This is a genomic window from Pseudomonas serbica, from assembly GCF_028823535.1.
GTDB lineage: Bacteria > Pseudomonadota > Gammaproteobacteria > Pseudomonadales > Pseudomonadaceae > Aquipseudomonas > Aquipseudomonas serbica.
On sequence record NZ_JAQIYM010000090.1, the window covers coordinates 418,421 to 441,270 of the forward strand.

Annotated in this window: 25 protein-coding genes and 1 other RNA gene; 13 read left to right on the plus strand and 13 right to left on the minus strand. The window is 53.6% G+C overall.

All coding sequences use genetic code 11. The annotated features are described in order from the left end of the window. The first annotated feature begins 30 nt into the window (after positions 1 to 30). Complete coding sequence (locus tag NQL71_RS32590; protein ID WP_274644968.1) at positions 31 to 408, plus strand: hypothetical protein; 378 nt, start codon at positions 31 to 33, stop codon at positions 406 to 408. Positions 409 to 427: 19 nt separating this feature from the next. Here NQL71_RS32590 and NQL71_RS32595 read toward each other — a convergent pair whose 3' ends face one another. From NQL71_RS32595 to NQL71_RS32620, 6 genes are all read right to left on the minus strand, one after another. Next, positions 428 to 619, minus strand: coding sequence for an exodeoxyribonuclease VII small subunit (locus NQL71_RS32595; RefSeq protein WP_274644969.1), 192 nt, complete (start codon positions 617 to 619; stop codon positions 428 to 430). Then, complete coding sequence (gene xseA, locus NQL71_RS32600; RefSeq protein ID WP_274644970.1) at positions 612 to 1,988, minus strand: exodeoxyribonuclease VII large subunit; 1,377 nt, start codon at positions 1,986 to 1,988, stop codon at positions 612 to 614. Before xseA ends, NQL71_RS32595 begins: the two co-directional genes overlap by 8 nt. A gap of 13 nt (positions 1,989 to 2,001) precedes the next feature. Continuing rightward, positions 2,002 to 2,469 (minus strand): SsrA-binding protein SmpB, encoded by a 468-nt coding sequence (smpB, locus tag NQL71_RS32605; RefSeq protein WP_274645082.1) that lies wholly within the window; start codon positions 2,467 to 2,469, stop codon positions 2,002 to 2,004. 81 nt (positions 2,470 to 2,550) lie between these two features. Continuing rightward, positions 2,551 to 2,944: a transfer-messenger RNA gene (gene ssrA / locus NQL71_RS32610) on the minus strand. Positions 2,945 to 3,099: 155 nt separating this feature from the next. After that, positions 3,100 to 3,780 carry a hypothetical protein gene (locus NQL71_RS32615; protein ID WP_274644971.1) on the minus strand — a complete coding sequence of 227 codons (681 nt, stop codon included), beginning with the start codon at positions 3,778 to 3,780 and terminating at the stop codon, positions 3,100 to 3,102. Between the two features lie 105 nt (positions 3,781 to 3,885). Beyond that, positions 3,886 to 5,034 carry a hypothetical protein gene (locus NQL71_RS32620; RefSeq protein WP_274644972.1) on the minus strand — a complete coding sequence of 383 codons (1,149 nt, stop codon included), beginning with the start codon at positions 5,032 to 5,034 and terminating at the stop codon, positions 3,886 to 3,888. 118 nt (positions 5,035 to 5,152) lie between these two features. Here NQL71_RS32620 and NQL71_RS32625 point away from each other — a divergent pair, with 118 nt between their 5' ends. After that, the gene (locus NQL71_RS32625; RefSeq protein WP_274644973.1) at positions 5,153 to 5,788 is read left to right on the plus strand and encodes a hypothetical protein; all 636 of its coding nucleotides are present in this window, start codon (positions 5,153 to 5,155) and stop codon (positions 5,786 to 5,788) included. Between the two features lie 2 nt (positions 5,789 to 5,790). Beyond that, positions 5,791 to 7,095: a hypothetical protein gene (locus NQL71_RS32630; protein ID WP_274644974.1), complete on the plus strand. Its 1,305-nt coding sequence runs from the start codon at positions 5,791 to 5,793 to the stop codon at positions 7,093 to 7,095. A 39-nt stretch (positions 7,096 to 7,134) separates the two neighbouring features. On the opposite strand, the gene NQL71_RS32635 is transcribed toward NQL71_RS32630, so the two are convergent. The 7 genes from NQL71_RS32635 to NQL71_RS32665 form a co-directional block, all read right to left on the minus strand. After that, complete coding sequence (locus tag NQL71_RS32635) at positions 7,135 to 7,284, minus strand: hypothetical protein (protein ID WP_274644975.1); 150 nt, start codon at positions 7,282 to 7,284, stop codon at positions 7,135 to 7,137. Positions 7,285 to 7,496: 212 nt separating this feature from the next. Next, positions 7,497 to 8,231, minus strand: a complete 735-nt coding sequence (locus NQL71_RS32640) for a hypothetical protein (protein ID WP_274644976.1) — start codon at positions 8,229 to 8,231, stop codon at positions 7,497 to 7,499. A 58-nt stretch (positions 8,232 to 8,289) separates the two neighbouring features. Then, the gene (locus NQL71_RS32645) at positions 8,290 to 9,438 is read right to left on the minus strand and encodes a hypothetical protein (protein ID WP_274644977.1); all 1,149 of its coding nucleotides are present in this window, start codon (positions 9,436 to 9,438) and stop codon (positions 8,290 to 8,292) included. Positions 9,439 to 9,447: 9 nt separating this feature from the next. After that, positions 9,448 to 9,708 carry a nicotinamide mononucleotide transporter gene (locus tag NQL71_RS32650; protein ID WP_274644978.1) on the minus strand — a complete coding sequence of 87 codons (261 nt, stop codon included), beginning with the start codon at positions 9,706 to 9,708 and terminating at the stop codon, positions 9,448 to 9,450. Positions 9,709 to 9,778: 70 nt separating this feature from the next. Then, entirely contained in the window at positions 9,779 to 10,363 is a 585-nt protein-coding gene (locus NQL71_RS32655; RefSeq protein WP_274644979.1) for a hypothetical protein, read from the minus strand. 59 nt (positions 10,364 to 10,422) lie between these two features. Next, the gene (locus NQL71_RS32660; protein WP_274644980.1) at positions 10,423 to 11,340 is read right to left on the minus strand and encodes a hypothetical protein; all 918 of its coding nucleotides are present in this window, start codon (positions 11,338 to 11,340) and stop codon (positions 10,423 to 10,425) included. A gap of 51 nt (positions 11,341 to 11,391) precedes the next feature. Next, positions 11,392 to 12,243, minus strand: coding sequence for a hypothetical protein (locus tag NQL71_RS32665; protein WP_274644981.1), 852 nt, complete (start codon positions 12,241 to 12,243; stop codon positions 11,392 to 11,394). 182 nt (positions 12,244 to 12,425) lie between these two features. Between NQL71_RS32665 and NQL71_RS32670 the strand changes: the two genes are divergently transcribed. The 10 genes from NQL71_RS32670 (at position 12,426) to NQL71_RS32715 (ending at position 22,837) form a co-directional block, all read left to right on the plus strand. Then, positions 12,426 to 14,450, plus strand: coding sequence for an AAA family ATPase (locus NQL71_RS32670; RefSeq protein ID WP_274644982.1), 2,025 nt, complete (start codon positions 12,426 to 12,428; stop codon positions 14,448 to 14,450). Positions 14,451 to 14,572: 122 nt separating this feature from the next. Continuing rightward, positions 14,573 to 15,385 carry a hypothetical protein gene (locus NQL71_RS32675; protein ID WP_274644983.1) on the plus strand — a complete coding sequence of 271 codons (813 nt, stop codon included), beginning with the start codon at positions 14,573 to 14,575 and terminating at the stop codon, positions 15,383 to 15,385. Between the two features lie 220 nt (positions 15,386 to 15,605). After that, positions 15,606 to 16,619, plus strand: coding sequence for a flagellar motor switch protein FliM (gene fliM / locus NQL71_RS32680; protein ID WP_274644984.1), 1,014 nt, complete (start codon positions 15,606 to 15,608; stop codon positions 16,617 to 16,619). A 91-nt stretch (positions 16,620 to 16,710) separates the two neighbouring features. Continuing rightward, complete coding sequence (locus tag NQL71_RS32685) at positions 16,711 to 17,079, plus strand: hypothetical protein (RefSeq protein ID WP_274644985.1); 369 nt, start codon at positions 16,711 to 16,713, stop codon at positions 17,077 to 17,079. Beyond that, positions 17,060 to 17,452: a hypothetical protein gene (locus tag NQL71_RS32690; protein ID WP_274644986.1), complete on the plus strand. Its 393-nt coding sequence runs from the start codon at positions 17,060 to 17,062 to the stop codon at positions 17,450 to 17,452. Before NQL71_RS32685 ends, NQL71_RS32690 begins: the two co-directional genes overlap by 20 nt. Before the next feature lie 175 nt (positions 17,453 to 17,627). Then, positions 17,628 to 17,912 carry a hypothetical protein gene (locus NQL71_RS32695; RefSeq protein ID WP_274644987.1) on the plus strand — a complete coding sequence of 95 codons (285 nt, stop codon included), beginning with the start codon at positions 17,628 to 17,630 and terminating at the stop codon, positions 17,910 to 17,912. A gap of 6 nt (positions 17,913 to 17,918) precedes the next feature. Further along, on the plus strand, positions 17,919 to 18,644 hold the full coding sequence (locus NQL71_RS32700) for a hypothetical protein (protein ID WP_274644988.1): 726 nt from the start codon (positions 17,919 to 17,921) through the stop codon (positions 18,642 to 18,644). Positions 18,645 to 18,771: 127 nt separating this feature from the next. Then, positions 18,772 to 19,695, plus strand: a complete 924-nt coding sequence (locus NQL71_RS32705; RefSeq protein WP_274644989.1) for a hypothetical protein — start codon at positions 18,772 to 18,774, stop codon at positions 19,693 to 19,695. Positions 19,696 to 19,759: 64 nt separating this feature from the next. Next, a complete protein-coding gene (locus tag NQL71_RS32710; RefSeq protein WP_274644990.1) occupies positions 19,760 to 21,232 on the plus strand; it encodes a hypothetical protein in 1,473 nt (490 codons plus the stop codon). A 9-nt stretch (positions 21,233 to 21,241) separates the two neighbouring features. After that, the gene (locus tag NQL71_RS32715; protein WP_274644991.1) at positions 21,242 to 22,837 is read left to right on the plus strand and encodes an FMN-binding glutamate synthase family protein; all 1,596 of its coding nucleotides are present in this window, start codon (positions 21,242 to 21,244) and stop codon (positions 22,835 to 22,837) included. The last annotated feature ends 13 nt before the right edge of the window (positions 22,838 to 22,850 follow it).

Below are 22,850 nucleotides of genomic sequence, written 5' to 3' on the forward strand. Positions count from 1 at the left end.
GCAAATCACCATCATCAACAAGGTGCCCCCATGACCAAGCAAATCACCTTTACACCGACTGAAGCCGAGATCATCGCCCATCGCCTGGGGCAATTATCTGAAGAAGATGAATTGGTAGAGTTATTCGAAGAGGAAGATATCAACCTGGCGCAGGCCTCTGAATTTGCCAGTACGCTGTCAAAGCAGTTTCAGGCCAAAAACTACGTGGTCGCCATCCGCGAGCCTAGCGATCTTCTCATCCTCGCTGAGGCCCTTGAGGGGAGTACCTACTTCGGCGACGATAAACACGCCATCTTCGACGGCTTGCAGACGCAGCAGAAAAGCACCGCACACAAGCGATCTGCACAGACTGCCGCAGACAAAATATCGAAACTGCTCGGGCGAAATGTAATCCCCGCCCTCGCCTAAAACGATTCGCTGAGCTCGATCAGAGCAAACTCTTGAGCTCAGCACATTCTTCTCTGACCTTGGCAAGACGTTCGGCGCAGACCTTGAGTGATTCCAGGCCACTCCGTACGAGTGGTGTGATCTGATCCACGTCTTGCTCAATCGCTTCAAGCCGTGTCACTGATTGGCTCAGGTTTTCCATGTGTCCCATGTACGCTTCGCTGTCACTCATTGCTGATCCCCTTCACTTCAACTGTTAGAGCGCCATCCTGAAGCTGAATCTCCAGGGAATCGCCCGCGTTAACTTGTTTGACACTGCGCACAAACCCATCTTCGCGGCGTACATAGCCGTAACCCCGCGCTAGAATCGCTACAGGGTTAATGGAGGTGATAAAAGCGAGTTTGGTATCCAAATCCTGTTGCGCGGCCTGGAGGCTGCGCTCAGCGTGTATAAACAGATCGGCACGTAGGCGTGCTTGATGTTCTTCGTGAAACTTCATGGTGGCGTCGTACGCCCGGCCAAACGCTGCCTTTTTGAGCTCAAACTCCTGCTCTGCCGCCGTGATTTTGACAGTGGCGGTTTGCAACAACTCAAGCTGCCTGGATTTAAGGGTGCTCTCGGCTTTGTCCAATTGTTGCTCGGCATTGGCAAATAACCGCTCCTTGAGGGTTTCGCACTGATTCGTGGCCCGGCTCAGGATCTTGTCCGCCAGGTGCATCAGGCGCTCAGCATCGGCCTGGGCTTTCTGGGCGTTTTTGATGATCGTTGAACGAATATGCGAGACCAACAAACTGGGTGTTGAGAAGGATTGATTGGCCACCTCGTCGATCAGCACCTCGTCACGATCATGCCCTATACCCACCATGACGGGTATCGGGAAACGGCAAACCGCCTTGGCCAAGAGCCAATGATTCAGGTGATAAAGGCCCGCCTTGTCACCGCCCCCGCGAATGACTACTAAGGCGTCAAAGGCCGCGAGTTTGTGGCGTTCGTTGACCTTCACCATCTGCTCAAAAATCCGGTCGCCGGCGCCGGCACCCTGAAACACAGCCGGAAAGTATTCGAATTGGCATAGCCCACGAGCATCAAGCCGATCCGCCACGACTCTAAAGTCGCCCAGGCCGGCTGCTTCTGCAGGCGAGATCACCGCGAGACGACAAAACTCACCAGGCTTACGCAGATGCCGATTCTTGTCCCACAGGTTTTGCTTTTTAAGCTGTGCCCGATACTCGTTCAGCTGAGCTGTCATCAAGCCCACGGTGAACACCGGGTCGATCTCCTTGATAGCCAGAGAGAGACCATACACGGGGTTGAATGAGGGTTTAGCCCTGAAGAGGATCTTCATGCCACTGGCAAGTGGGTTGCCCGTCACTTTCTGGAAATTGGCCAGGATGCCAACATCATCCGCCCAGATGGTGCCCCGCCCCTTCGCCACCTCTTTGCGGTTGGCGTCGTACTCAACCAACTCGAGGTATTTGTGACGACCATTACTGACCTGGAGGACTTCGGCAGTCATCCACAGGGCGTCTGTAAACAGGAGCTTAACCGCGTCACCGACCAGGCTCAGCACATCGCTCAAGGAGCTTGGCGTAACGCTCATGCGAAGCTCCTGATCAACGGGAAGATTTGGTCGCTTGCTGGATCTGCCGCTGGGCATCCCTGGCTTTTTCGGTGTCACGTTTGTCGTGGTTTTTCTTACCCTTGGCCAGGCCGATGGTGCATTTCACCATGTGCGCTTTCCATTGAAGTGACAAGGCGACACAGGTGAAACCCTTCTGGTCGCAGGCTTCTTTCAGGCGATCCAGTTCACGACGGTTCAACAGCAATTTCCGGGTGCGCTCAGGATCGGTTTCCACATGGGTACCGGCACTGATCAATGGCTGGATATGACTACCCAGCAAAAATGCTTCGTTGTCCTTGAAGACCACGTAGCAATCAACCAGTTGACCCTTGCCTGCCCGCAAACTTTTTACTTCCCAGCCGAGCAGCGCCACGCCAGCTTCAACGGAGTCTTCGATGAAGTAGTCGTGACGTGCCTTACGGTTCTGAGCGATTAGCGTATTCTGCTTGTCCTTGCTCATCATCAATTCTCTTTACAGTGGCCAAATCACTCGGCGCTGAAACAAAAAAGGCGCCCAACGGACGCCTAGTTTGATTTAAGTTGGTGGAGCCGGGGGGATTTGAACCCCCGTCCGCCAGTACTCCGCTGTCGGTACTACATGCGTAGCCATATCTACTGAGTTAATCCGCAGCCGCCCGATTGGCAGGGTGCTTTGGACGAGTTACGTAAGTTTTAGCCCCGTTGTCCGCAACGTACTCGGGTGGCGATCCTGTTCTGCATGACAATCACTTCGGGTTTACAGGCATCCCCTAGTGATCGCTGGTACCGAAGTAACCAGAAGGGCGTGTCAGCTGCGGTTAGGCAGCGAGACGAGCGCCCTCGAAGGCATTGTCATTGGCAACTATAGAAAGTTGCAACAGTGGATTTACGAGTTCTGTTACCAACTCGGCACGCACCTAAAGTTTTGTTACCGGCGTCGAATCCTAATCGGCCCCTTGAATTGAATTCTAGGCAACTCCGCCTGGCATGTCAATACTCTTTATTAAATTTGCTGATTGATGGGTGGGGCGGCATGAGGGGGGAGTCGAGTCCTCCGCTCCTCCTGGAGCGGCTCGCTTTTTGGAGCCCTAACCATGCAGCGTAACCAACATTACGGCCTGGTCACCATGCCACTGCCCAACACCTTGGCGATGGCATCCACGCGAGGAAGATACTCCCGCAGAAGGCACTTTGCCAAATGGTCGTAGTAGAAGTCCGGATTGATCAGTGCCTTGATGTCATCACTCATGGCGTCGACTTCCGGAGCGAACAAACTCTGATCGGTTTCCAGCAGCAAAGACAAATCCGCCAGGCGAAGATGGCGCAGGGGTTGATCGATACGCCCCAACTTTCTGAAACGCTCGACGAGTGCATTCACCACGCCTGGGAACGCATTGATCGGTTCGTAGTGATCTAACGTCTCTGCCGGCACATCCCATCGCTCATCGCCATTGACGATCATGTCGTACAGCCGTGGTGGCAGCGGCGCCTTCAAAACACTCCAGCTTGAGCCCTCGAACATCAGGGGGCCGTACAGCAGCCTGGCCGGCATCCCCTTCTCTTCAATCATCTCGCGCAGCAACTCATTCCCCGAGGCGCTGTACACCAGGGCGGCGATGATTCGAGGGGACGTGCTGTTGCTCGACAGGTAAGAATGGATATTTTCCCTCACACTTCGCTTGTGAAGTATGGGCTCAATCAACGCATCGAACGCGGGACGATCCAGGACGATGTCATCGTTGGGCTGGAACATCTTGGACAACATGCGATCAAGCAATTGGAAATCCGACATAAAAACGCCTTTATCCTGAGGGTTGGCCTTGTCACCGACGATGTCCAACCCATTTACCTTCCTCCATTCTAGATCATTTTCCACATAGATCAAGAATTGTCACGATCAGGAGAATTCCGGTTCCATATGGCCAGTTTCAACAACCTTGACCAAAGGAACAATTGGCTCATGATTCTTGATATTTGCGGCAAGACTCCTTCTTGTTAAGCCGAATGTTTCCTCTACACTGTGGCCATATTCCTTTCCAAGAAAGTGATCAGGCGGAACAATGATTTTTGCTGAATCATCCAGATGTACGTCGAAGCCTGATCCGTTTGAATAATCATTGAAAAATACAATCCCACCACTAAGTTCTAGAGGTTTAGTTGGATCGATTTTTTTAAGATCATTGAAGGTCAGTGATCCCACCCAGCATGGCAACACGTAACTATTCCCATTGGTATTTTCAAACAACGACTGTAGGTCATCACTCGACGTAAAGAGCGGTGTTAGCGGCTGGCCAGCCGCCTCTGCTTTAGCAACCGGGTCTTCCAGCTCCAGCCAAGCATCAATAAGCTCACTGTCATCTTGGTCAACCTCCACCATCTCCATCAGCTCAGGGATCGAGACTCGCGCCAGGTTCAGCAGGGCCTGATGGCCAAGGCCCGGCGCTCTGGTACTTATTTCAGAGGGGTTGATGTCAAAATTATCGACGTTTTGGGTGTTGGGATCAAACCCTGGGACGTACATCAGCTTAATAGTCTGCTTTCCGACCTCATCGAAAATCGTTGTGTAATCCAAGTCCTCCATCTTGTAGCGAGTTTGGTGGCGAATCTCATCGATCAATTCGTCAAGGTCGCAGACAGGGCCGTCATGCTCTTCCATGGCTTCACTGATGCATTCATACAGGGCAGTGAAGGTTTCACCATGCAGGAAATAATCATTAGCATCGTGGTCGTTGCCCATCTCGCCATATAATTCACAACTAATCGCATCGCCAAGTATGTATTGCCATTCAGTAAATGGCTCATCACTCACCAGACTATCAGCCACTTCCTTGCGGTAATTACTCATTGCAATGCCAACGCACTCGCTAAGAGACTTCGATTTTTTAGCATCAAAGTCATCATCGCGTTGCTCATACTTCAGGCCATATTCTGACTGTGCCCATTTTTGCATCAGAGGCTCAAAAGCCTTAACCCAGCTGTCCTGATCGCTCGGATCTTCAATCTCAATGGAGTCGTTTTTGAAGTCCAACTCGAGTGCTGTGGTCATGCCTTTTCCCTCAATTTTTATTCAGTATGCGATTTGCCGATAATATTCATCAATAGTTATTGCAGCGACTGTCAATACATCCCTAAACTGAAAGAAATCGATAAAATTGGAAACGACCATGTCCGCCCTCACCGCCCTGCCTCAGGAGATCTTTGAAGAGCTCTACCTGACCATTCCAAAATCCATGCCCCGCGATGACATCATCAACGCGCTCGTGGCAGATGAGCGCAAGCGCCTGGAGCTGGATGGCATTGGTGGTCAGGAGAGCTACCTGGCCGACTATCGTCGGCGTCTGGATGCTCTGGGGCCCCTGAGCCTTGCCGACATGGCCTATGAGACCTGTGTTGGCAACAACACCTTTGACCCCGGTCAACAACAGGCCTGGCTGGATCGTGCTGGCACCTACCAGGTCAATCCAAACGACATTTATCGCCATACGTTCAGCGACGGCTTGTTCGACCTGCAGGACAAATTAAAGGGCTTTGCCGGTACTCCAACCGAGCGCCGTGAGCTTCGCCGCCAGATCGATCAGGTCTGCCAGGAAGGTCGAGGCGTTGTAACTTTGGCTCACGGGGCAATGTCTATTTCCTTCAACGCGGAAAAACGCGTGGCGAAGGTTACCAAACAAAGCACTGAAATTGACAGTGACGATCATCACCTGGGTCATATCAAGTCGACTTTCGGTCTTTTCGTTGATCGCTGCCTGCCTAAAAGCCGCCGCGACCTTGATCGCACTTCCTCCATGGAGTTATGAGCATGCAGATCAGACATCAGCAAGAACGTTACGTCCTTGAGACCCGTATGCCGTTACTTCAGCAGCGGATTGATGCGATCAACGAAAAGCTTCGCGCATCGAAAGCGCCGCTCATTGAGATGAACATCACTGGGCCTATCATCCGCCGCATACACTTCGGCCTCTACAGCCGCTTGCTGCCTGTGATGAAGGTCGAGCTCAATCGTGAACTCGATGGGCCCAAGGGCGAGGTCAAGATGCTGGCGCTGTCCACGGTCGACAAGACAACGCAGTGGATGGAGCACAAGACCTTTACCAAACTGACGCCCGAGCAGGATGTCCAGGTACGCCTGACCGACACGCCATGCTTGTGTGATCACTGCGGCACCAACCGCATCCGCGTCTACATGTACACCCTTGAAATCAACAATGAGATCAAGCGCGTGGGCAGTGGCTGCGTGGACGAATTCGCCGGGCTTTCGATCCGCAGCTGGCAGGCGGCCTACGAAAAAGCGGTCGAATCCATCGAAAAATACAGTGATGTGGATTTTTCGGTCGTCGATGACCATTCGGTGGTGCCGGTGATGGACTTCCTCAAAGAAGCTGTCATGCATACCAAAGAACACGGCTACCTGACGTTCAACGAATCCGGTCGCTCCTCTGGTTACGAAGCCTTCCAAGCCCTGGGTGACAGGCTCGACGCCGAGGGTGATTCCCCAACCTACCCTGCTGAGGTCGTTGAGAAAGCGAAAGCTGTTCGAGACCACATCCTCAAAGCTGAGGCTGACCCTGAGCGGCGCGATAAGGACTACTGGTGCAACCTGTTGAGCCTGGTCAAGTATGGCCACCTGACCATGCGTCAATCGAGCCTACTGTGCAGCTCCATCAAGTCCTACGAGACGCACTTGAGCAAGATGGCGAAGCCGTTGGAAGGCGCCTCTCTGGCTAATGAGCACTTCGGGAAGGAAGGCGAGCGCCTTCCCCTCAAGAACATGCAAGTAGCCTCTGCATACGTGGATGAAGGTGAATGGGGCTATACGACCAAGATCACGATGTACGATGAGAAAAACCGGCTGTTTGAGTGGAAAGCATCAGGCCGTTTCGAGGTTAAGCCTGGTGACATCGTCCACCTGGTCGGCACCTTGGGTAAACCTGAAACTTTCGAGTCGAAAAAGTACGAGAAAATCATGTACAAAAACACCCTCAAGCGTTGCAAATTCCACTCACTTGAGGAAATCGACGAACTCATCGAAAAGGGTAAAAACCCGAAAGCCAAACGACGTCCGAAGGAACCAATGCCTGAAGCGGAAACGCAGCCAGTCTGGTAAATGAGATATTACAAAAACCCGTCTTCGGACGGGTTTTTGTTAGTTCTTCGGCTCTTCCGCGATGCCCATAGCACGCAGGAGGATACTGCGGTGGCCGTTCTGCTCGGCCTCGCGAATCAGGTTACGTAGGAAAGAGTCGATATCGCCGGCGCGGATCAACATACGCATGTGGCGAAGTTGCTGACCCATTGCGAGGTTCTCATTCGCACCGAGGGCTCGATAACTACTTGGGGTGTCCTGGATGGCCAACAACATGGGGACTTTATGTTGTGAGCAGAGTGTCATTAGATCTTGAATGCACTCTTCAATGTCTTCAACCATTGACCGCGTCCCTTATGCTGCACTAACCGTTAATCCATTGTAACGGCATTTGCCAGGAAGAGGAATAGCAGCCAATTTCTTCAAACCCCTAGATCTTCTGAAAAGATCAGTGCCCTCATAGGCAAATTCAAATAAGTGCGCCAGTTCTCTGGAAACTCCATGTGTTGCAAGTAATGATTCAAGGTGGCCTTTTCCGTCACAGCATGAAGCAGCCGGCGCTTTTCCCCATTTGACATGACAGCAGACGCCACGACGTACAGGCTTCGGGTGTCGTTCTGGGCTGCCCTGCTGATTAGATCAAAACCGTCGGCATAGTCATTGAAAGCCAACATAGACTTCCAGTTAACCTTACCCGTCTTGATCGCACGAGAAATGAACTGCTTGGAGAAGTCATTCGGCTCAAACGTATAGTCGTGGCAGACCTTGCAAAACAGTTGTTCACCCGGCGCCGCACCATGCTCAAAAGCTACCTCGGCCAGTTCCCAGTTTTTAATTTCAAAAGGGTACACCAGAGCCCGCATGCCTTCATTGTGCCGAAACTTTTTTGGCAAAGCTGCCATCAACTGGGGAATGGTTTGCGCGTTGTAGGCGTAGCTTTGCAGGGTGTCAATGATCTCCCACAAGCCATCACGGGCATGCGGTAACTTCAGAAACCGGCTCATGAAGGCCCAGGCGCCGTTTTGAGCGCAGGTCAACAGCACCGCCTGATAGGCATGCTCAGCGGTCAGAGTTGAAATAAACCGATGCATGAACACTGATTGCTCGCGCTTATCCAAATCACTGAACGCCAACAGAGGTTTTGGGTCGATGAGCATAAAGTGATCTCAGAAATCCGTTACCTGAGCATAGGAAGATGGCCATTCAGTGTCAACACTACAAACCCAAGTCTTGACCGAATTTATTGCCCAGTTCCTTTACTTTGACAATTAATCGAACCGGTACGACATCCTTGGCAATAAGAAATTCACGTTCTTCTGCCGGCAGGCCTTTTAGGTATTGTTTAACCAGGCCGCGCTCTTCGAGCATTTCAATATGATGTGCTTCCAGCGAGTACGAGCGTACGGCAGCGCGTATCTGCTTCAAATCGCTGTAATCGTTCTGAATTACCCGTGAGAAGACGTCTTGCTCCCAATTGGGTGAGAATCGCCTTTTCTCATTTTTGCTTCGCACGCGGTCAAGATATTTGATATGCCCAGGCGTACTCACCAGCTTGGCTTTAAGTCCTAGGCATAGCAAGGCATAGGGGTGACCGTTAGAGTCCATTTGACGCGGTATAGGCAGGGGTGGCAGCAGATGTTCAGCATTCTTCATCTCCCCAGCTAACTTACCGTAGTAGCGATGCAAGACAGGAGTCATTTCCTGCGGACTGTCCGGCAACTGCTCAAGGAAACCGCTGAAATTCAGATCAATCACTTTTCCAAGTTGACTGAACACATTCTTGGCATGTGTTTCCAACGGGATTTCATAGTTGTCCCGATGTCGGTGCTTCTCTTGATAGCGAGTGTAACGGGTGAAGGCTGAAAAAATGCCAATCAAAGCCAGGTCGCGGGTTTCTGGGTTCATCGCGCCAGCTTTCCAGGCGCCAGACAACAAGCCTGGAATCTGCAGGCAACGAACAGGATCAAGGGCTAGAAGAGCGTTCAGCGTTGCAAAGCTGTCGTCCTTGCTGAACAAGGGGTTCGGCGTTTTGGCCAAGTCCAACGGATAATTGGCAAAATTCAGGTTCTCGAAAAATCGCATCGGATCGGCATGTACCAGTTCGGCCCAGGTGCTGAAACAGGCGTGATGATCCAGATTCCGCCCCGCTTCTGCCAGGCCCTGGAGGAACGCCTCTACCACGTCGAGTGACTTTCCTTCTGACAGCCAGATGGGTGCCTGCTTGGCAAACCCACTCTCGATATCAGTGCTGCGCGTGAGAATTTCAAGCTGCTCACGTCGAAACCGAAGGCCTTTCATCCTTTCCGTAAACTGGCAATCCAGTTCGACATGATAAAGGGGATCGTGGGTAATGTTCCAAGACATGGTGCAGCCTTACTGTTGTTGGCCCTTCCTCCTACCAATATACGGTTTCAGCAACCAGCGCCACAAGCCAAGCAGGTTGGTCAGAATAAAGCAGCTTTCCAGGAGCAACAGCCCGTCGGCTTGAGTGAGCCAGGCAAAGCCCGCTATGCACGAACTGCTGATCAGGAAGCTGACCCAGCCCCAGGCGCTGTGGCGCGTGTTACTAGCCACCAGCAAGGCACCGGCAATGCCGGTGAAGGTACCCGACCATTCAAGAATCAACACCAGCATGCTAACCACCTAACTCAACTTTCAACGAAAATGAAAAAGCCCCCACTCGGGGGGCCGTTTTGTACCGAGGTTACTTCGGCGCCATGGCTTTTGCACCAGGGGAGTCTGGCGACGGCCCGTCGTTCTCGATGTCGGACTTGTCGAGTTCGGCTTGCTTGATTTTGGACGCTTCGTTTTGAGCACCCTGCACCACGTCTTGAGTATCCTCAATGGACTTGCACACTGAGTCACGCTTGGCGATCAACCCAGGACTGTCGGACGAGAGCGAAGGATCACTTTTCTTCCCCCTGAGAAGATTATAGATATCCTTCAGCAACTTCATGAATGCCTTGATCGCCTCTTCAACAATAGGAACCGTCATTTTCATGGGCCCATTCTGGCGCATCATGTAGTCACGTAGACGATCAGATTCTCTCTGGGCCGTATCCAAAGCCTTCGCCTCTTTTTCAGGGTCAGGGGGATTGTTGTCGTCATCCGGAGCGATATCTTTTGCTGCTGCCGTGAGCGCATCGTGAGCGTTGTTCATTTCATCGGCCAGCGGATCCCCATCCAGGCCGGCTTTGACAGCGGCAGGGGTTGGGCTTGGCACGCTTGGAGTGGCGGCTGCGCCCACGGTGTCCAGGCTAGAAGGTGATGGTTCTGCGGAAGTGCTCATGACAATTCTCCACTTTTCTTTTCATTACAGCATAGGCGTAGCGGCCCTCACAACTGCGCCTATGGCGCCCCCTCTTCGTCTGGCTCAGCCTCTGAAGATTGTGGTCGAGTAGGGGCGACTTCGTACGACCACAGGCCTGAATCCAACCACCCACGGCTCATCATCGTAAGTACGGGGCGCAGTACTTTATCGCTGGAGCGAGGGTAGGCTTCGGACATGTTCGCGAAATCCTTGAACATGTACTTCCACAACAGGCAATAGTTTCCATTCGTTTTAGCCAGGCCGATGCGATAACGAGTGTCAGCGTCCAGGCCGCCAAGCCACTCCCCAGCGAATTTCGCGAAGACCATCTGGGCGTCGGAATCATTCACCCCATATGGCAGCGTGCCGGCCAGCATGCGCTTGATCGCATCGGTCTCGTCGTCGAGTGCCTGATTAAATACGTCCTCTTCTACGCCGGCGACCCAAGGGGAATCGACTGACATAACCATGGAGAAATCAGCCGGAATGTAACGGCACATCGAGGGTTTGTTTTTGCTGTAGTAGTCGGAGACCTGCGACAGCAATTTGGCCCTGTTAATCAACGCTGCGCGGCCCATCACACCCGGCGTTAGGCGCAGCGAAGCATTGAAGGCTGCCAACGCCTGCTTGGCGTAGTGCTCTGGCTCCTCACTGACATCGTCGATCTTGCTGCGCTCATACGCCATATCCACGAGGTGCTGATACACCACTTTATCGGCCAGGAGCTTTTTGGTCTTATCGACCAATACATCCGCCAGCGGCGATTCGATAGGGGCCATCGACTCAGCCATAGCCTGCTGGGTTTTCTCAATCAGGGGGAACATGGCCGCAGAAAACGGGGCTCGCGGATCCGGTGGCGTTTCTGCAGGTTTGGCGGCATCGGCGGCACTGGCCGAAGAATGGATAACAAAAAGAAGACTCGTCAACATTAGAGTCTTTTTCAGCATTGGTCGCATTGGCCGAGCCCCTTTCACTGCTTGAAAAGGGGCTAGTATTGACGCGGCGTTTTATCGCGTCAATTGTTCCTCAATGCGCATCTGGTAGGCACGATGCTTCGAGTCTTCTGTGCGGATGACATGCTTTACGTCAAAGTCCTTCATGTCAAAGCCCAGTTGATTGACCATGCGCATCTTCCCGACGAAGTCTGGGCGTGTCTCCAGCAGGTCTTCCTTGCTCAGGCGTCGACTCATCAACTGGCCGGCGAGGATCGAGCTGGCTACCTCCTGAACATCGACCAGTTCAGTATTGAAGAACTTGTCCACCCAGGGCGCATGGTCTTGGTCTGTCTTTCCGATACCTAGGGATTTGAGCCCAAAACGCCTGACCAACGCTGACATGCCTTCCTGCATGCGCTCTTTGAGTCGGTTATTTGGGTCATACGCTTTCGAGACCGCCTTCCACAGTTGCGGAATGCTCCCCGGCAACCCGGAAGTGGCTGCGCGGCACAGGAAATGACTGACAGGCGCCATGTTCGAACCCCTGTCCCTGAACATCTGTGTGAGCTCGTCGGTCGTGATCAAGGCCGAGTGATCTTTAAGGAACACCCGATCCTTGCCGCCGAACAAGCGCATGTAAGCCACCACGGCGTGGGGGTTTGCGGCCTCAGCCATCGCCAGGAAAGCCCGACGGTGGTCTGCCGGATCAGCGTTCAATCCCTTGATTGTTTCAATGAATACGTTGCGCTGGTCGTAATACTTTGGATTTTTCCAAACTTCAGACTGGAAAACGTCAACCAGCACCTCGTGCAGGTCTTTCATCGAGCTGTTGTCGTAGACTTCATGCAACCGATGAGCTTGCAGGCCGACGAAAACCGCTTTGACTTCGTCATCGTCGAGCCGGAATGTTCTATTTGTATGCATATTTATCACCCCTACACTCAGTATGTCTGAAACAATCTAGCGAATGGAACTGCTTTTTAAGCTTAAATTGTCAACCTGTTTCATCCCCGCGAAACCCCTTTAAAAACAGGGGTTTCAAACGTTTACTATCTATTGACAATTGATGGAACGATGAAATAATCCCCCGACATTCCGGAGGTTTTATGTCACCGTTGATGAAAAAACTGCTCCTTGGCGTCACCCTCGGCATCGTCCTGGGGATGTCGGCTTACGTGGCAGTCGATACTTTTTACCCTGCGCCAGTGGTCGAAACGCCTGCGGACGGTGCTGCCGAAAAGCCTACCAACGCGTACGAAGTACACACGTCTGATGAAATCTTCCAGATGAAGGGGGATAAACTCAAAGACGTACAGCAGATCATCCTTGTCAGTGGTGAAGTGTTTGGCGAGCGTCAGATCCTGATGCGCCGATCCTCAAACCCTCTGATCCTGCTCTACCCTTCCCTTAACTATGATGGTTTCAACCAGTACGAAGAGCTGGTGCTGTCCCAGTTTCTGAAGGATCACCCTGAAGTTGACTACCGGGTAACCAACTCATTGTCCGGTGTCGGCAAGATGCTTGGCGTGAGTCACGATCCAAACGCCTTGATAGCCACACAAACGGCCAAGAGTGCCGGCAAGTACGCTTACACACTGCTCGGTACCATCCTCTCGGTACTTCTGTTCGTGGGTGCGTTTGTCTGGCTGACTGGCTCCATGACCAGTAACAAACAAGAGATGACCGAACCCAAGGACATCCAGGATGATCTTGATGACCTTGTAGGCCTGGCCGACATTAAATCCGAGGTTCTGCAGGTCGAGCAGATGATCCTCGACAAGAAGCTCTTTGCAGAGCACGGGATCGTCAAGCCACACAACATGCTGTTCACCGGCCCACCTGGCTGCGGTAAGACGGTGCTCGTTCGCTGCATCGCCAAACGCCTTGATATGCCGCTTTATTACGCTTCTGGCGCCTCACTTGAGACGTCGTATGTGGGTGGTGGCCCGAAGACACTACGCCGCCTGCTGAACAGCGCGAAGAAGCATAAGAACGGTGCAATCATTTTCCTGGACGAGGCCGAAGGCTTGCTGGGCGCCCGTGACAAAGGGAATAGGCACAGATCCGAAAACGATACCAGCAACGCCCTACTCAGCATGACCGATGGCGTGAACTCTAAAAAGTCAGGCAAGGTGATCTGGATTCTCGCCAGTAACTTCGACGAAACCAAGACGCCAATGGACAAAGCGATGCTCCGGCGCTTTCAGCACAAGATCAACTTCCGCCTTCCTAATGAAGAGGAAAGGCTCGAACTTCTGCACCGCCTGATCGGCAAATGCGAGAGCAAGAACATCTCTCATGACGTCAACCTCAACCAGCTGGCCATGATCAGTGGCGGGATGAGCCCGGCTGACCTCAACACCCTGATGACCCGTGCAAGCCTCATCGCGATCCAGGAGAAGGTGCAAATCTCCCAGGACGTATTGATTCGTGCCTATGAGCGTGAAGCGGTCGGCTTGACTGACAGGGCTACTACCAAGGGTATGGATTTGGCTCGGCGCACAATCGCTGTCCACGAGGCCGGGCACTTCATCATCAAGATGCACCACGCCCTGATCAAAAGCCAAGGTAACCTGCTGACCCTGCCCGACACCCTCGATACGCTGAAGATTTCCACCGAGGCCGTGTCGAAGATCGGTGCGCTCGGGTTTGTGCTCAACAAACAGAAAGACGTTCCGCTGAGCAGCTTCAACGACTACAAGGAAGCCATCATCGAACTGTATGGCGGAATGGCCAACGAAGAAATTATGTTCGGTTCTGGCAACGTGACATCCGGTGGTCGTGACGATATCTCCCGTGCCACTGATTTGCTCGACCTGATGTACAACGAAATCGGGTTCCAGAATGGCGCAAAACTGAGCTACAAAAAGCTTCAGCAAATTGGTGTTGATGCAGGGGCTTCCCGCCTGGCGGATATGAACGACCAGTCGGCGTACCTGTACTCTCACGCCATCCAGCTTCTGGAAAGCTACCAAGATCTGACGTGGATCATCGCGGATCGTCTGATCAATGACTATGTGCTGACCCATGCTCAATTGCTGGTCATCATTGATGAGTTCTTCCAGGCGAATCCCGCGCAGCTGGCGGGTTACGGCCCAACCGTGATCGAGGGCCAGGTCGTTCACGCCTGATCACACTGCACACATCCAAACGGCCTACGGGCCGTTTTTGCATTTTTCGACAGGGCTTTTCAAATATGGCAAAGTAGCGGCAATCGACATCTTATAAATCGCATGAAACACAAGGACGAAACATGGCCACCAAACACGAACAGGCCAAATACACCCTCTACCCGAGAATGACTGACTTTCTCGTGGATGAGTACAAGAAACACAGCGATGATAAAAACGCAAAGAGCATGTCCACCAAGGAGGTTTTGACCAAGACCTTCGAAATGATCCCAGAGTTCGTGAAAACCATGGACTTCAAAATCATGGCGGAGGAGTATTTCTGGCGCCGCCAAGGCAGTCATATCTTGGTGCCTGAAAACGCGGCGACGCTGAATACATTGCTCAAGGGTGATATTTCAATCCCCACCGGTAGGTTTGCTCTCCCCCATGAAAGCTTTACGGTAGCAGCCCCCAAGCGCTATTCGTTCGAAGGGGTTGAGATGCCTGGATTCCTTGTGACACTCATGCCATATGCCAAGGCCTTGCATTACTCCCTGGCGCCCTTCTATGACTACGTCAACCTGACGCGGCCCCTGGGCATTATCACCGATGAGGCCAGCGATAATGCGCGCTGCGTGAGTATCTGCTACCGGGACATCGACCGTGGTTATGTACGAGCGCTGATCGTTGAGGACAACTTTCCAGCCATCCTGCAATCGCAGTCGCTCGACGAATTTCGAGAAATCGTGGGTTTGCCAACTGAAAACGCGCTTGAACTCGACGACCGCGAATTGTCGATTCAATGGGTGGCCTTCAAGGTGGTTGTCGCTCTCGCGGCGCTGGATCAGAACACCGAGGGTCAGTGTTTGACGCCTGGCTTCAAAGCCAAAACAGCCCCGCAATTATTAAACCGTCGCCCCGACCTCAATCCGCAATACAGTACCTTCAGCGTCTAGTCGGATGGGCGCCCAACCGGGCGCCCTTACTATGTAAAAACAGTCGCTGCACCGCAAGCTTTACGATAAAGTGGCCGACTGAAGATCTACGGAGCTTGTCGTAACTACTCGCTATCCATAGGCGCCTTTGAAGACATGAGTGTTTTCAGGCTGCCTGGCGTCTGTCGAGGGTTGCCCAGGCATCCAACAGGAACATTGACCTTATCGGTGGTGCAACAAGATGACAAATATGCTCTCACAGGACGAGATCGACGCCCTATTCATGGGCGGTGACAGCCCAAAGGCTGAAGCCAAAGCGGCTCCAGATAGTGGTGGTGTCAGGCCCTACAACGCCGCCACTCAGCACCGGGTTGTCACCGACAACTTACACGCGCTTGAGATCATCAACGAGCGCTTCGCCCGAAGTTTCAGGGCCGCAATGTTCCTTTTGTTGCGTCGCACAGCTGACGTCAGCGTCGTCTCGGTCGATTACCAAAGCTACAGCGAATTTTCTCAAAAGATGCCGGCGCCAACGAACCTCAACATCGTGGCGATGAAGCCGCTACGAGGAAATGGGTTGATCGTATTCCCAGCTGCCTTAATCTTCTGGGCGGTTGAAACCCTCTTCGGCGGCGAAGGCAAGCAAATCATGAAGACCGAGGGTCGCGATTTCACGCCCACCGAACATCTCGTGATCAGCCGCCTGCTTAATCACGCCATCAACAGCTACCAAGAAGCCTGGAAAGACCTTTACCCGCTTGAAATCGGTGTGGTTCGCTCCGAGATGATGCCCCGCTTTGCTAACATCACCAGCTCATCAAACGAAGTCGTGGTGAACACCACCTTCCGCCTGGAGTCTCAGGGCGTGCTGGATACCTACTTCAATATCGCCTTTCCCTACCTCATGGTTGAGCCCGTACACGGCAAGCTCAGCGGGCCGCTGACCGAGAGCAACCCCGAGGAAGAGCGCCTCTGGAAAGAGCTTATGGCCATGGAGCTTAAGGAAACCTCCGTGGAGATCCAGGCGAAACTGCTCGACATTGGGCTCACCGTCGAACAGTTCATGAATCTGAAGGTAGGGGACGTCCTTAAAACCGACTTTCCTGACGTCATTTCTGCCGGGGTCGACGGCATTCCGGTGATGGAGTGCGAGTTTGGTACGATGGATGAGCAGCGGGTTCTGGTGGTCAAGAAGTTGATCAACTATGACAACGGGAACAAGCCTGAGCGGTTGACCAGAGGCCTTAAACGTTAGCCATCAATTGACGCGATCACGGTCTTCCCCCTGAAATCACTCATTTGCTAGGATGAATGAAACGGTCATCACTTACTTCAGGGGAATGTCCATGAAACCGATGAGAACCACTCGAAACAACCTGGAAGTCATCGTTATGCGCGGTGACTCCGACGCTCTGGATGAAATCGACTGCGTTTACGAATTCGCCAACGACGAATTCCTCAACGACCAGCCGGTGCACGCCGCCGTTTCCAAGATCATCGCCGACAACCGCTACCCGGAAATCAAGCTCTCCGAGTTCCTTGTACCGCACGTGCGCAAAGTCGCTAAGCGTGAAGGCTTCATGGCCGGCAGCAAGGACGCCAACTTCGTGGCCGTCGCAAACCAGCTCGCCGCCGACTTCAACAGCTCCCTGGGCGCCGACATTCGTCGCGAACAACGCAGACAGGCCGATGCTGATGTCTCAAACGAACGCTAAGGCGCTGTGTCCCGAACGTTACTTCACGCTCGGGCTGATCAATGAAGAGGCCGACGCCGCGTCGCGTTCGGCCTATCCACTACTCCTTGTCCTCCAGCACCGCCAAACAGGCGCCCTGCTGGCTGTCGATCCTGCGACGGATGTGGTCACCGACCCAGCCATTTCGCCACCCCGGATCGACGAGCACCGCCCCATCGAACCCGATACCGCCTGGCACCACGAAAACGGTAATGACTATTACTGCATAGGGCTCGCCAACGAGGGCATGGCCGATGGGAAACACCCTGTATTGGTGTTGTACCGCGACCTGCGCACGAAACAGTTCTGGGGTAAGGCGCCTGAACGTTTTCTGAAGGGCATGCAACGCGTTTAGGGCTTGTTGAGGCTGAGCTGTTCGCTTAGAGTGGCAGTGCGCGCTGACCCATCTGCGTCCAACCGCAAGAGATGGTGATGGTACCCCGGCGATGGTTGGACATCGGCGTAGGGTGAGACCGCACTTACCGCACTTCGGTGCGGTTTTTCACATTCCGACAATAAGATCGCGCCGTATGCCCCTATTCAAGCAAAAAGAATTGCACTCCGTCGTATTCGGGCTTCAGGTGCACAAGCCGGACATGGTCGAAACCATGGTGCTGTTGGCCGGCACACTGATCCTCATGCTGATCCTGAACAAACTTTTTCCCATGCCGATTGCCTGGTTTGTGGTCGGCATTGTTGGCTTAACCTGCGCCACCTTCGACCTGATCCCCAAAACCAGCAAGGTCTCAGGCCTGATGTGCGGCTTGGTGATCGGTTTCACTGCTGGCCAGTTCAATTTTCTCATCCTCAAGTGAGGTGTCATGCGGATTAATAGCCCGTTCCGGGATTACTACGACTCCAGCGTTGGTTTCGGCATCGACAACACCGTGGTGTTCAACCGCACCCGGCGTGAGCTGGACTACTACGCCAAGTCCGGCGACGATGCCCAAGTAGTAGCGGACATCGAGAAGTCGCTGCGTCGCTTTGAAGATCTCAAAGGCGATATTACTCGTCGGAGCTCCAAGGTCTGCTCGATCTACATCGGATTTTGCGGAAAGGTCTACCAGGGCTTGCTCACCCATATCGATCCTAAGACCGGCAACCTGCATCAAACGCAATACCGTGACATCGTTATGACGGACTGCCTGATGTGGCGCCTGAAAGACGTCCCAGAGCGCCTGCTTGAAATCGATCTCGTGCAACGCTTTCTGCGTGATGGCTCCATAAAAACCATCAAAGACTGGTTTAACGATGAACACATCCGCAATTTCGACGACGTCGACCTGTTCACCAAGCATCAGATGGCCACGTTCGTCTATTCGCCGGGCCGTGCGATCATTAACCCATGCCTGAAAGATTTCGAATTCCAACGGGTTGTTGGCGCAGTGGAGGCCTTCCAGGAAATCTCGATGTTCATCTCTGGGGTACTGGGCGCTCCGAGCAGTCCGATGATTGAGCTCAAGGATAAAGACCGCATCGTGGCCCACGGCTTTGACGACCACAGTTTTCGCCAGAGCTCACACCCCAGAAAGTCGCGAAAAGATTAAGGTCAGGATCTGTTTGAGCCCTTTCCTGTATGAACGAATGGCATGTATTGACGAAATATCTCCAATTTATTGCGTCAATTGACAAGCCAGGCTACCATCGCGCATCTTTCTCCCTGAGACCCCTCTCATGCTGGATCTTGCCCTTGTAGATAAGCTGGTTTTCGACCGTTCCCTTAAACGTCTGACTGCAATGAAGGGCCGCCTTCCCGACGCAATTGCGTCCTTTGGCGACGACCTCAGTGTGATCCAGTACGTCTCCAGCTTTGACCCGACACCGGACTGCATCTACACCAAGTGGCTGATGACCCGTCTGCATCGCAATCCTGAAGTCCTGATCAACGAACTCAAAAACTCCGCCCAGGGTTGTAACACGGTCGGCAACCTCCTGGCAGAGTTTCACGGTGTAAAGCAGCGCCTGCCGCTGGAGCAGCGCGACATTTTTGTCTACGGCTCCGTGCACGAGCTGGAACAGGCGTTGACTCCCCATCGCGCTACCCGGTTCAATGCTTCCAAGAAATTTCTGAAAATGCTCGACCTACACGAATGCCTGCTTGAAACCCAGGTGATGGCCTGCGACGGCTTGACCGTGCACAAAGCGCGCTGCATTGAAGATGTCATCGTGATCACCGGTGCGGACAATGTCTTCGACGGTCGTGGTGATGGCCTTTACCGCAGCCTGTTGGCGGATGGTGATGTATACGTGTTCAACACCGGCTATGGCCCTCTGGTTGGCGCACTGCCTACAAAGGTCGGCCAGCGTGGCGACCTATTCGATTGCTGTGGCGAGCGAGCGATGTTCGAAGACGCCCTGCCGCTGCACCCGAACCTGTCCTGGGACACAGCCCCGGAACTGCTGTCGTTGATGATCAAAATTGATCCGAGTATCCCCTTCGATAACGAGATGACCGAGAAGGAACCCTTTCTGGTGGCGCTCAAGCAGTTCCCGCTGATCCTGCATGAAGACCGTGAGATTCCCGAGGATCTGCTCGACGAAATCCTGGCAGACGAGGAAGTCGGCCCCACGGTCAGAGAGTTCCTCGGGGATCGATAATCCGCACTTAAGGGGCCCTCGGCCCCTTTTCGCGTCAACCCCACCAACCAGGAGGATGCTCAGGATGGGTTCCAACTACCCTGTTTATTGGCCGTTTGAACACCTTGACCCCAAGTCGTTTGACATGGGGTTGGCCAAACACGTGTCGAAGTTTTTCGAGAAATACGACTTTTCGCTCGAAGACTATCGACGCATCAATGCTGCCCCGTTCAATAAGTATTCCAAACTTCAGCAGGCGCTAGCCGACTTCCACGAAAAACTACAGCCTCGGCTCGGCTTTGGCCTGTTTGCCCTGGCCTTGGTGAGGTCAGGCTTTGATCCGTCCGCGCACGTCCATGACCGTCACTATCTCGAAGGCACAGTACAGTTGTTGCCGACAATCCTGGAAATGGATTTGGCTCACGTACTCATGCTGCATCCAGGGTGCAAGATAGTCAGTATCCTCCAGCCCTGCGCAATTGAGCTGCATCGTCACGCCGTCAAGCGACTGGACAACCTCCCCGACTCCACCAAATTCAGTTTCGAGCATGAGAGGCACCTCCATGTTCTGCGAAGCCTGACCTACACGCAGGGAGTTCAGGATTGCCTGGGGGATCTGTTGTCCACTACCCGTGAAGGGCTGGATAGGGAATGTGCTGAGACATTCGCTCTGAATGGACTACCGTCGGCGGCCACACTGGTAGCCGGCGCCAAAACCGTGATGACTTTCAAAGCGCTGATCAAGAGTCGTGATCGAAGTGTTTCTCGCGACTTCGAGCACGACTTCGTAATGTCCCTGGTCAATGCCAGCTATTTCTGGACACTGGCGGGTGGTGATGTGGTGCAGACCACCCTCGAACTGGAGCGGCGCCTGGCCGTGATCCTCCCCGTCTTGTTCCCGAACCTTGACGCCAAGATCCACGCCCTACAAATTCGAAACTTCATCGGCCATGTGCTGGTGCATTACCCTGACTGCTGGCCGGCGTTCCACTTTGAGGCCAAAGAGCTCCTGGGCCCTCCGATCCTTGAGTACCAGGCGCACTGGAACAAGGAAGAGAGCAGCTTTGCAGGGCTGTTCGATGGTTATGTGAGTCGACGCTTTGGTATCGATGTACAGAAAGCCGTCACCAAAACGCTGATCAAAGCCTTCCCAGCGCTGCTCGATCCGCTGAATGTGCAACGTTTCGGTAGCCGCACAACCGTATGGTCAAACAACGTTCCTGATTACAAGGCAGCCTCCTCCGTGCTCAATGAACTGGCCAGCATAGATTTCTATCATCATGCGATGCAGGGCACTGTGACCATCGACTTGATGAGTGAGGACAACTGTTACAAAAATGTTATGACTTTCCTCGACGACGGTGGCAATGCCAACGCTGACCGGGCAAAAGCCGCTCTTACGCAATACCCGACGCTGATCGACCGGATTCTCCCGACCTTGATCAATAAAAAGCCAACCGAGCGCCTGGCCTCTATCTGCAGCCTATCGCCGGCACAAATCGAATCATTGCCCCTGGTACTCAGGGGTGTCGTTTTCTCTATCGAACTTGGATTGTGAGTAAGTAGCATGATAAGTCTGTTCCAGCGTCACCTGGTGTTTCTGCTCTGCCTCGGGCTTTCAGTTGCGGGCAGTCTGGGCGCCTACTACGACTACCTGAGCTTCGGTTGGATGCTGCCCTTCGCAGTCCTGACCCTGCTGGGAATCTATGACATCGTGCAGAGCAAGCACGCCGTCCTCAAGAACTATCCCATCACCGGACACATTCGCTTTCTGCTGGAGGCCATCCGACCAGAATTGAGGCAGTACTTCTGGGAGGCCGACCATGAGGAGGTGCCATACAGTCGTTCGGCGCGCTCCATGGTCTACCGCCGTGCACGCGGTATCAACGCGGACAAGAGTTTTGGCACTCTGGACAACCTTTACGATGAAGCGCATGAATTCATCAGCCACTCGATTGAGCCCGTAAAGGTCGACCCTAAGTCCCTGCGCATCACCATCGGTGGCCCCGCCTGTACTCAGCCCTACTCTGCCTCGTTGCTGAACATCAGCGCCATGAGCTTCGGCGCCCTGTCGGCAAATGCCATTCGCGCCCTGGGCCGTGGCGCCAAAGCAGGTAATTTTGCGCTGGACACTGGTGAAGGCGGCATGTCCCGCTACCACCAGGAAAATGGCAACGACACCATCTTTGAGATCGGTACTGGCTACTTTGGTTGCCGCAAAAATGATGGAACTTTCGATCCTGAAAAGTTCGCAGCCCAGGCAAAAAAGCCTAATGTCAAAATGACACTCTTGAAGCTGAGCCAGGGCGCCAAGCCCTCCAAAGGCGGGATGCTGCCCGGTGCAAAGGTCAGCAAAGAGATCGCTGAAGCACGCGGCGTACCCCAGGGCCAGGACTGCATTTCGCCTTCCAAACACTCCGCCTTTAGCGGCCCGGATGGCTTGATCAACTTCCTCCAGCAGATGCGTGAACTCTCAGGTGGCAAACCTGTTGGCTTCAAACTCTGCGTGGGTCACCTGGTGGAAGTGGCGGCGCTCGTCAAAGCCATGCTGCACACTGGCATCACCCCGGACTTCATCGTGGTCGACGGTTCTGAGGGCGGTACCGGTGCCGCCCCAGAAGAGTTCTCCGACCATATGGGCATGCCTCTGCGTGATGGCCTGGTCGTGGTGCACAACCTGTTGAGAGGCGCCGGCCTTCGCGACAAAGTGAAGATCATCGCCAGCGGCAAGATCATCAGCGGCTTCGATATCGTTCGCGTCCTCTCGCTCGGCGCCGACGGAATCAACATCGCTAGGGGCTTTATGTTCGCACTCGGGTGTATTGGCAGTCAGACCTGTCACCTCGGCACCTGCCCGGTGGGTATTACTACTCAGGATCCTATTCGCCAAAAAGCACTGAACGTCAAAAACAAAGGCGAGATGGTCTTCAACTTCCATAAGAACACCTTGATCTCGGTCGCTGATATCCTGGGCGCTGCCGGGATGGCGTCGACGGAAGAACTGAGTCCGGCCCGTATGATGCGACGCGTTTCCGACACCCGGATCATGAACTACACCTCCTTGTACCATTTCCTACTGGAAGGTGAGCTGCTCTCCGGACGCGGTACAAACGCCGAGTACCGAACGCTGTGGGATCTTGCCAAGCACGACAGTTTCCACTGATAGACCACCCAAC

What these genes read in the sequence shown, in the direction of transcription:
- NQL71_RS32590 (WP_274644968.1), top strand. Translation starts at nt 31, where the DNA reads ATGACCAAGCAAATCACCTTTACACCGACTGAAGCCGAGATCATCGCC.
- NQL71_RS32595 (WP_274644969.1), bottom strand. Translation starts at nt 619, where the DNA reads ATGAGTGACAGCGAAGCGTACATGGGACACATGGAAAACCTGAGCCAA.
- xseA (WP_274644970.1), bottom strand. Translation starts at nt 1,988, where the DNA reads ATGAGCGTTACGCCAAGCTCCTTGAGCGATGTGCTGAGCCTGGTCGGT.
- smpB (WP_274645082.1), bottom strand. Translation starts at nt 2,469, where the DNA reads ATGAGCAAGGACAAGCAGAATACGCTAATCGCTCAGAACCGTAAGGCA.
- NQL71_RS32615 (WP_274644971.1), bottom strand. Translation starts at nt 3,780, where the DNA reads ATGTCGGATTTCCAATTGCTTGATCGCATGTTGTCCAAGATGTTCCAG.
- NQL71_RS32620 (WP_274644972.1), bottom strand. Translation starts at nt 5,034, where the DNA reads ATGACCACAGCACTCGAGTTGGACTTCAAAAACGACTCCATTGAGATT.
- NQL71_RS32625 (WP_274644973.1), top strand. Translation starts at nt 5,153, where the DNA reads ATGTCCGCCCTCACCGCCCTGCCTCAGGAGATCTTTGAAGAGCTCTAC.
- NQL71_RS32630 (WP_274644974.1), top strand. Translation starts at nt 5,791, where the DNA reads ATGCAGATCAGACATCAGCAAGAACGTTACGTCCTTGAGACCCGTATG.
- NQL71_RS32635 (WP_274644975.1), bottom strand. Translation starts at nt 7,284, where the DNA reads ATGGGTCAGCAACTTCGCCACATGCGTATGTTGATCCGCGCCGGCGAT.
- NQL71_RS32640 (WP_274644976.1), bottom strand. Translation starts at nt 8,231, where the DNA reads ATGCTCATCGACCCAAAACCTCTGTTGGCGTTCAGTGATTTGGATAAG.
- NQL71_RS32645 (WP_274644977.1), bottom strand. Translation starts at nt 9,438, where the DNA reads ATGTCTTGGAACATTACCCACGATCCCCTTTATCATGTCGAACTGGAT.
- NQL71_RS32650 (WP_274644978.1), bottom strand. Translation starts at nt 9,708, where the DNA reads ATGCTGGTGTTGATTCTTGAATGGTCGGGTACCTTCACCGGCATTGCC.
- NQL71_RS32655 (WP_274644979.1), bottom strand. Translation starts at nt 10,363, where the DNA reads ATGAGCACTTCCGCAGAACCATCACCTTCTAGCCTGGACACCGTGGGC.
- NQL71_RS32660 (WP_274644980.1), bottom strand. Translation starts at nt 11,340, where the DNA reads ATGCGACCAATGCTGAAAAAGACTCTAATGTTGACGAGTCTTCTTTTT.
- NQL71_RS32665 (WP_274644981.1), bottom strand. Translation starts at nt 12,243, where the DNA reads ATGCATACAAATAGAACATTCCGGCTCGACGATGACGAAGTCAAAGCG.
- NQL71_RS32670 (WP_274644982.1), top strand. Translation starts at nt 12,426, where the DNA reads ATGTCACCGTTGATGAAAAAACTGCTCCTTGGCGTCACCCTCGGCATC.
- NQL71_RS32675 (WP_274644983.1), top strand. Translation starts at nt 14,573, where the DNA reads ATGGCCACCAAACACGAACAGGCCAAATACACCCTCTACCCGAGAATG.
- fliM (WP_274644984.1), top strand. Translation starts at nt 15,606, where the DNA reads ATGACAAATATGCTCTCACAGGACGAGATCGACGCCCTATTCATGGGC.
- NQL71_RS32685 (WP_274644985.1), top strand. Translation starts at nt 16,711, where the DNA reads ATGAAACCGATGAGAACCACTCGAAACAACCTGGAAGTCATCGTTATG.
- NQL71_RS32690 (WP_274644986.1), top strand. Translation starts at nt 17,060, where the DNA reads ATGTCTCAAACGAACGCTAAGGCGCTGTGTCCCGAACGTTACTTCACG.
- NQL71_RS32695 (WP_274644987.1), top strand. Translation starts at nt 17,628, where the DNA reads ATGCCCCTATTCAAGCAAAAAGAATTGCACTCCGTCGTATTCGGGCTT.
- NQL71_RS32700 (WP_274644988.1), top strand. Translation starts at nt 17,919, where the DNA reads ATGCGGATTAATAGCCCGTTCCGGGATTACTACGACTCCAGCGTTGGT.
- NQL71_RS32705 (WP_274644989.1), top strand. Translation starts at nt 18,772, where the DNA reads ATGCTGGATCTTGCCCTTGTAGATAAGCTGGTTTTCGACCGTTCCCTT.
- NQL71_RS32710 (WP_274644990.1), top strand. Translation starts at nt 19,760, where the DNA reads ATGGGTTCCAACTACCCTGTTTATTGGCCGTTTGAACACCTTGACCCC.
- NQL71_RS32715 (WP_274644991.1), top strand. Translation starts at nt 21,242, where the DNA reads ATGATAAGTCTGTTCCAGCGTCACCTGGTGTTTCTGCTCTGCCTCGGG.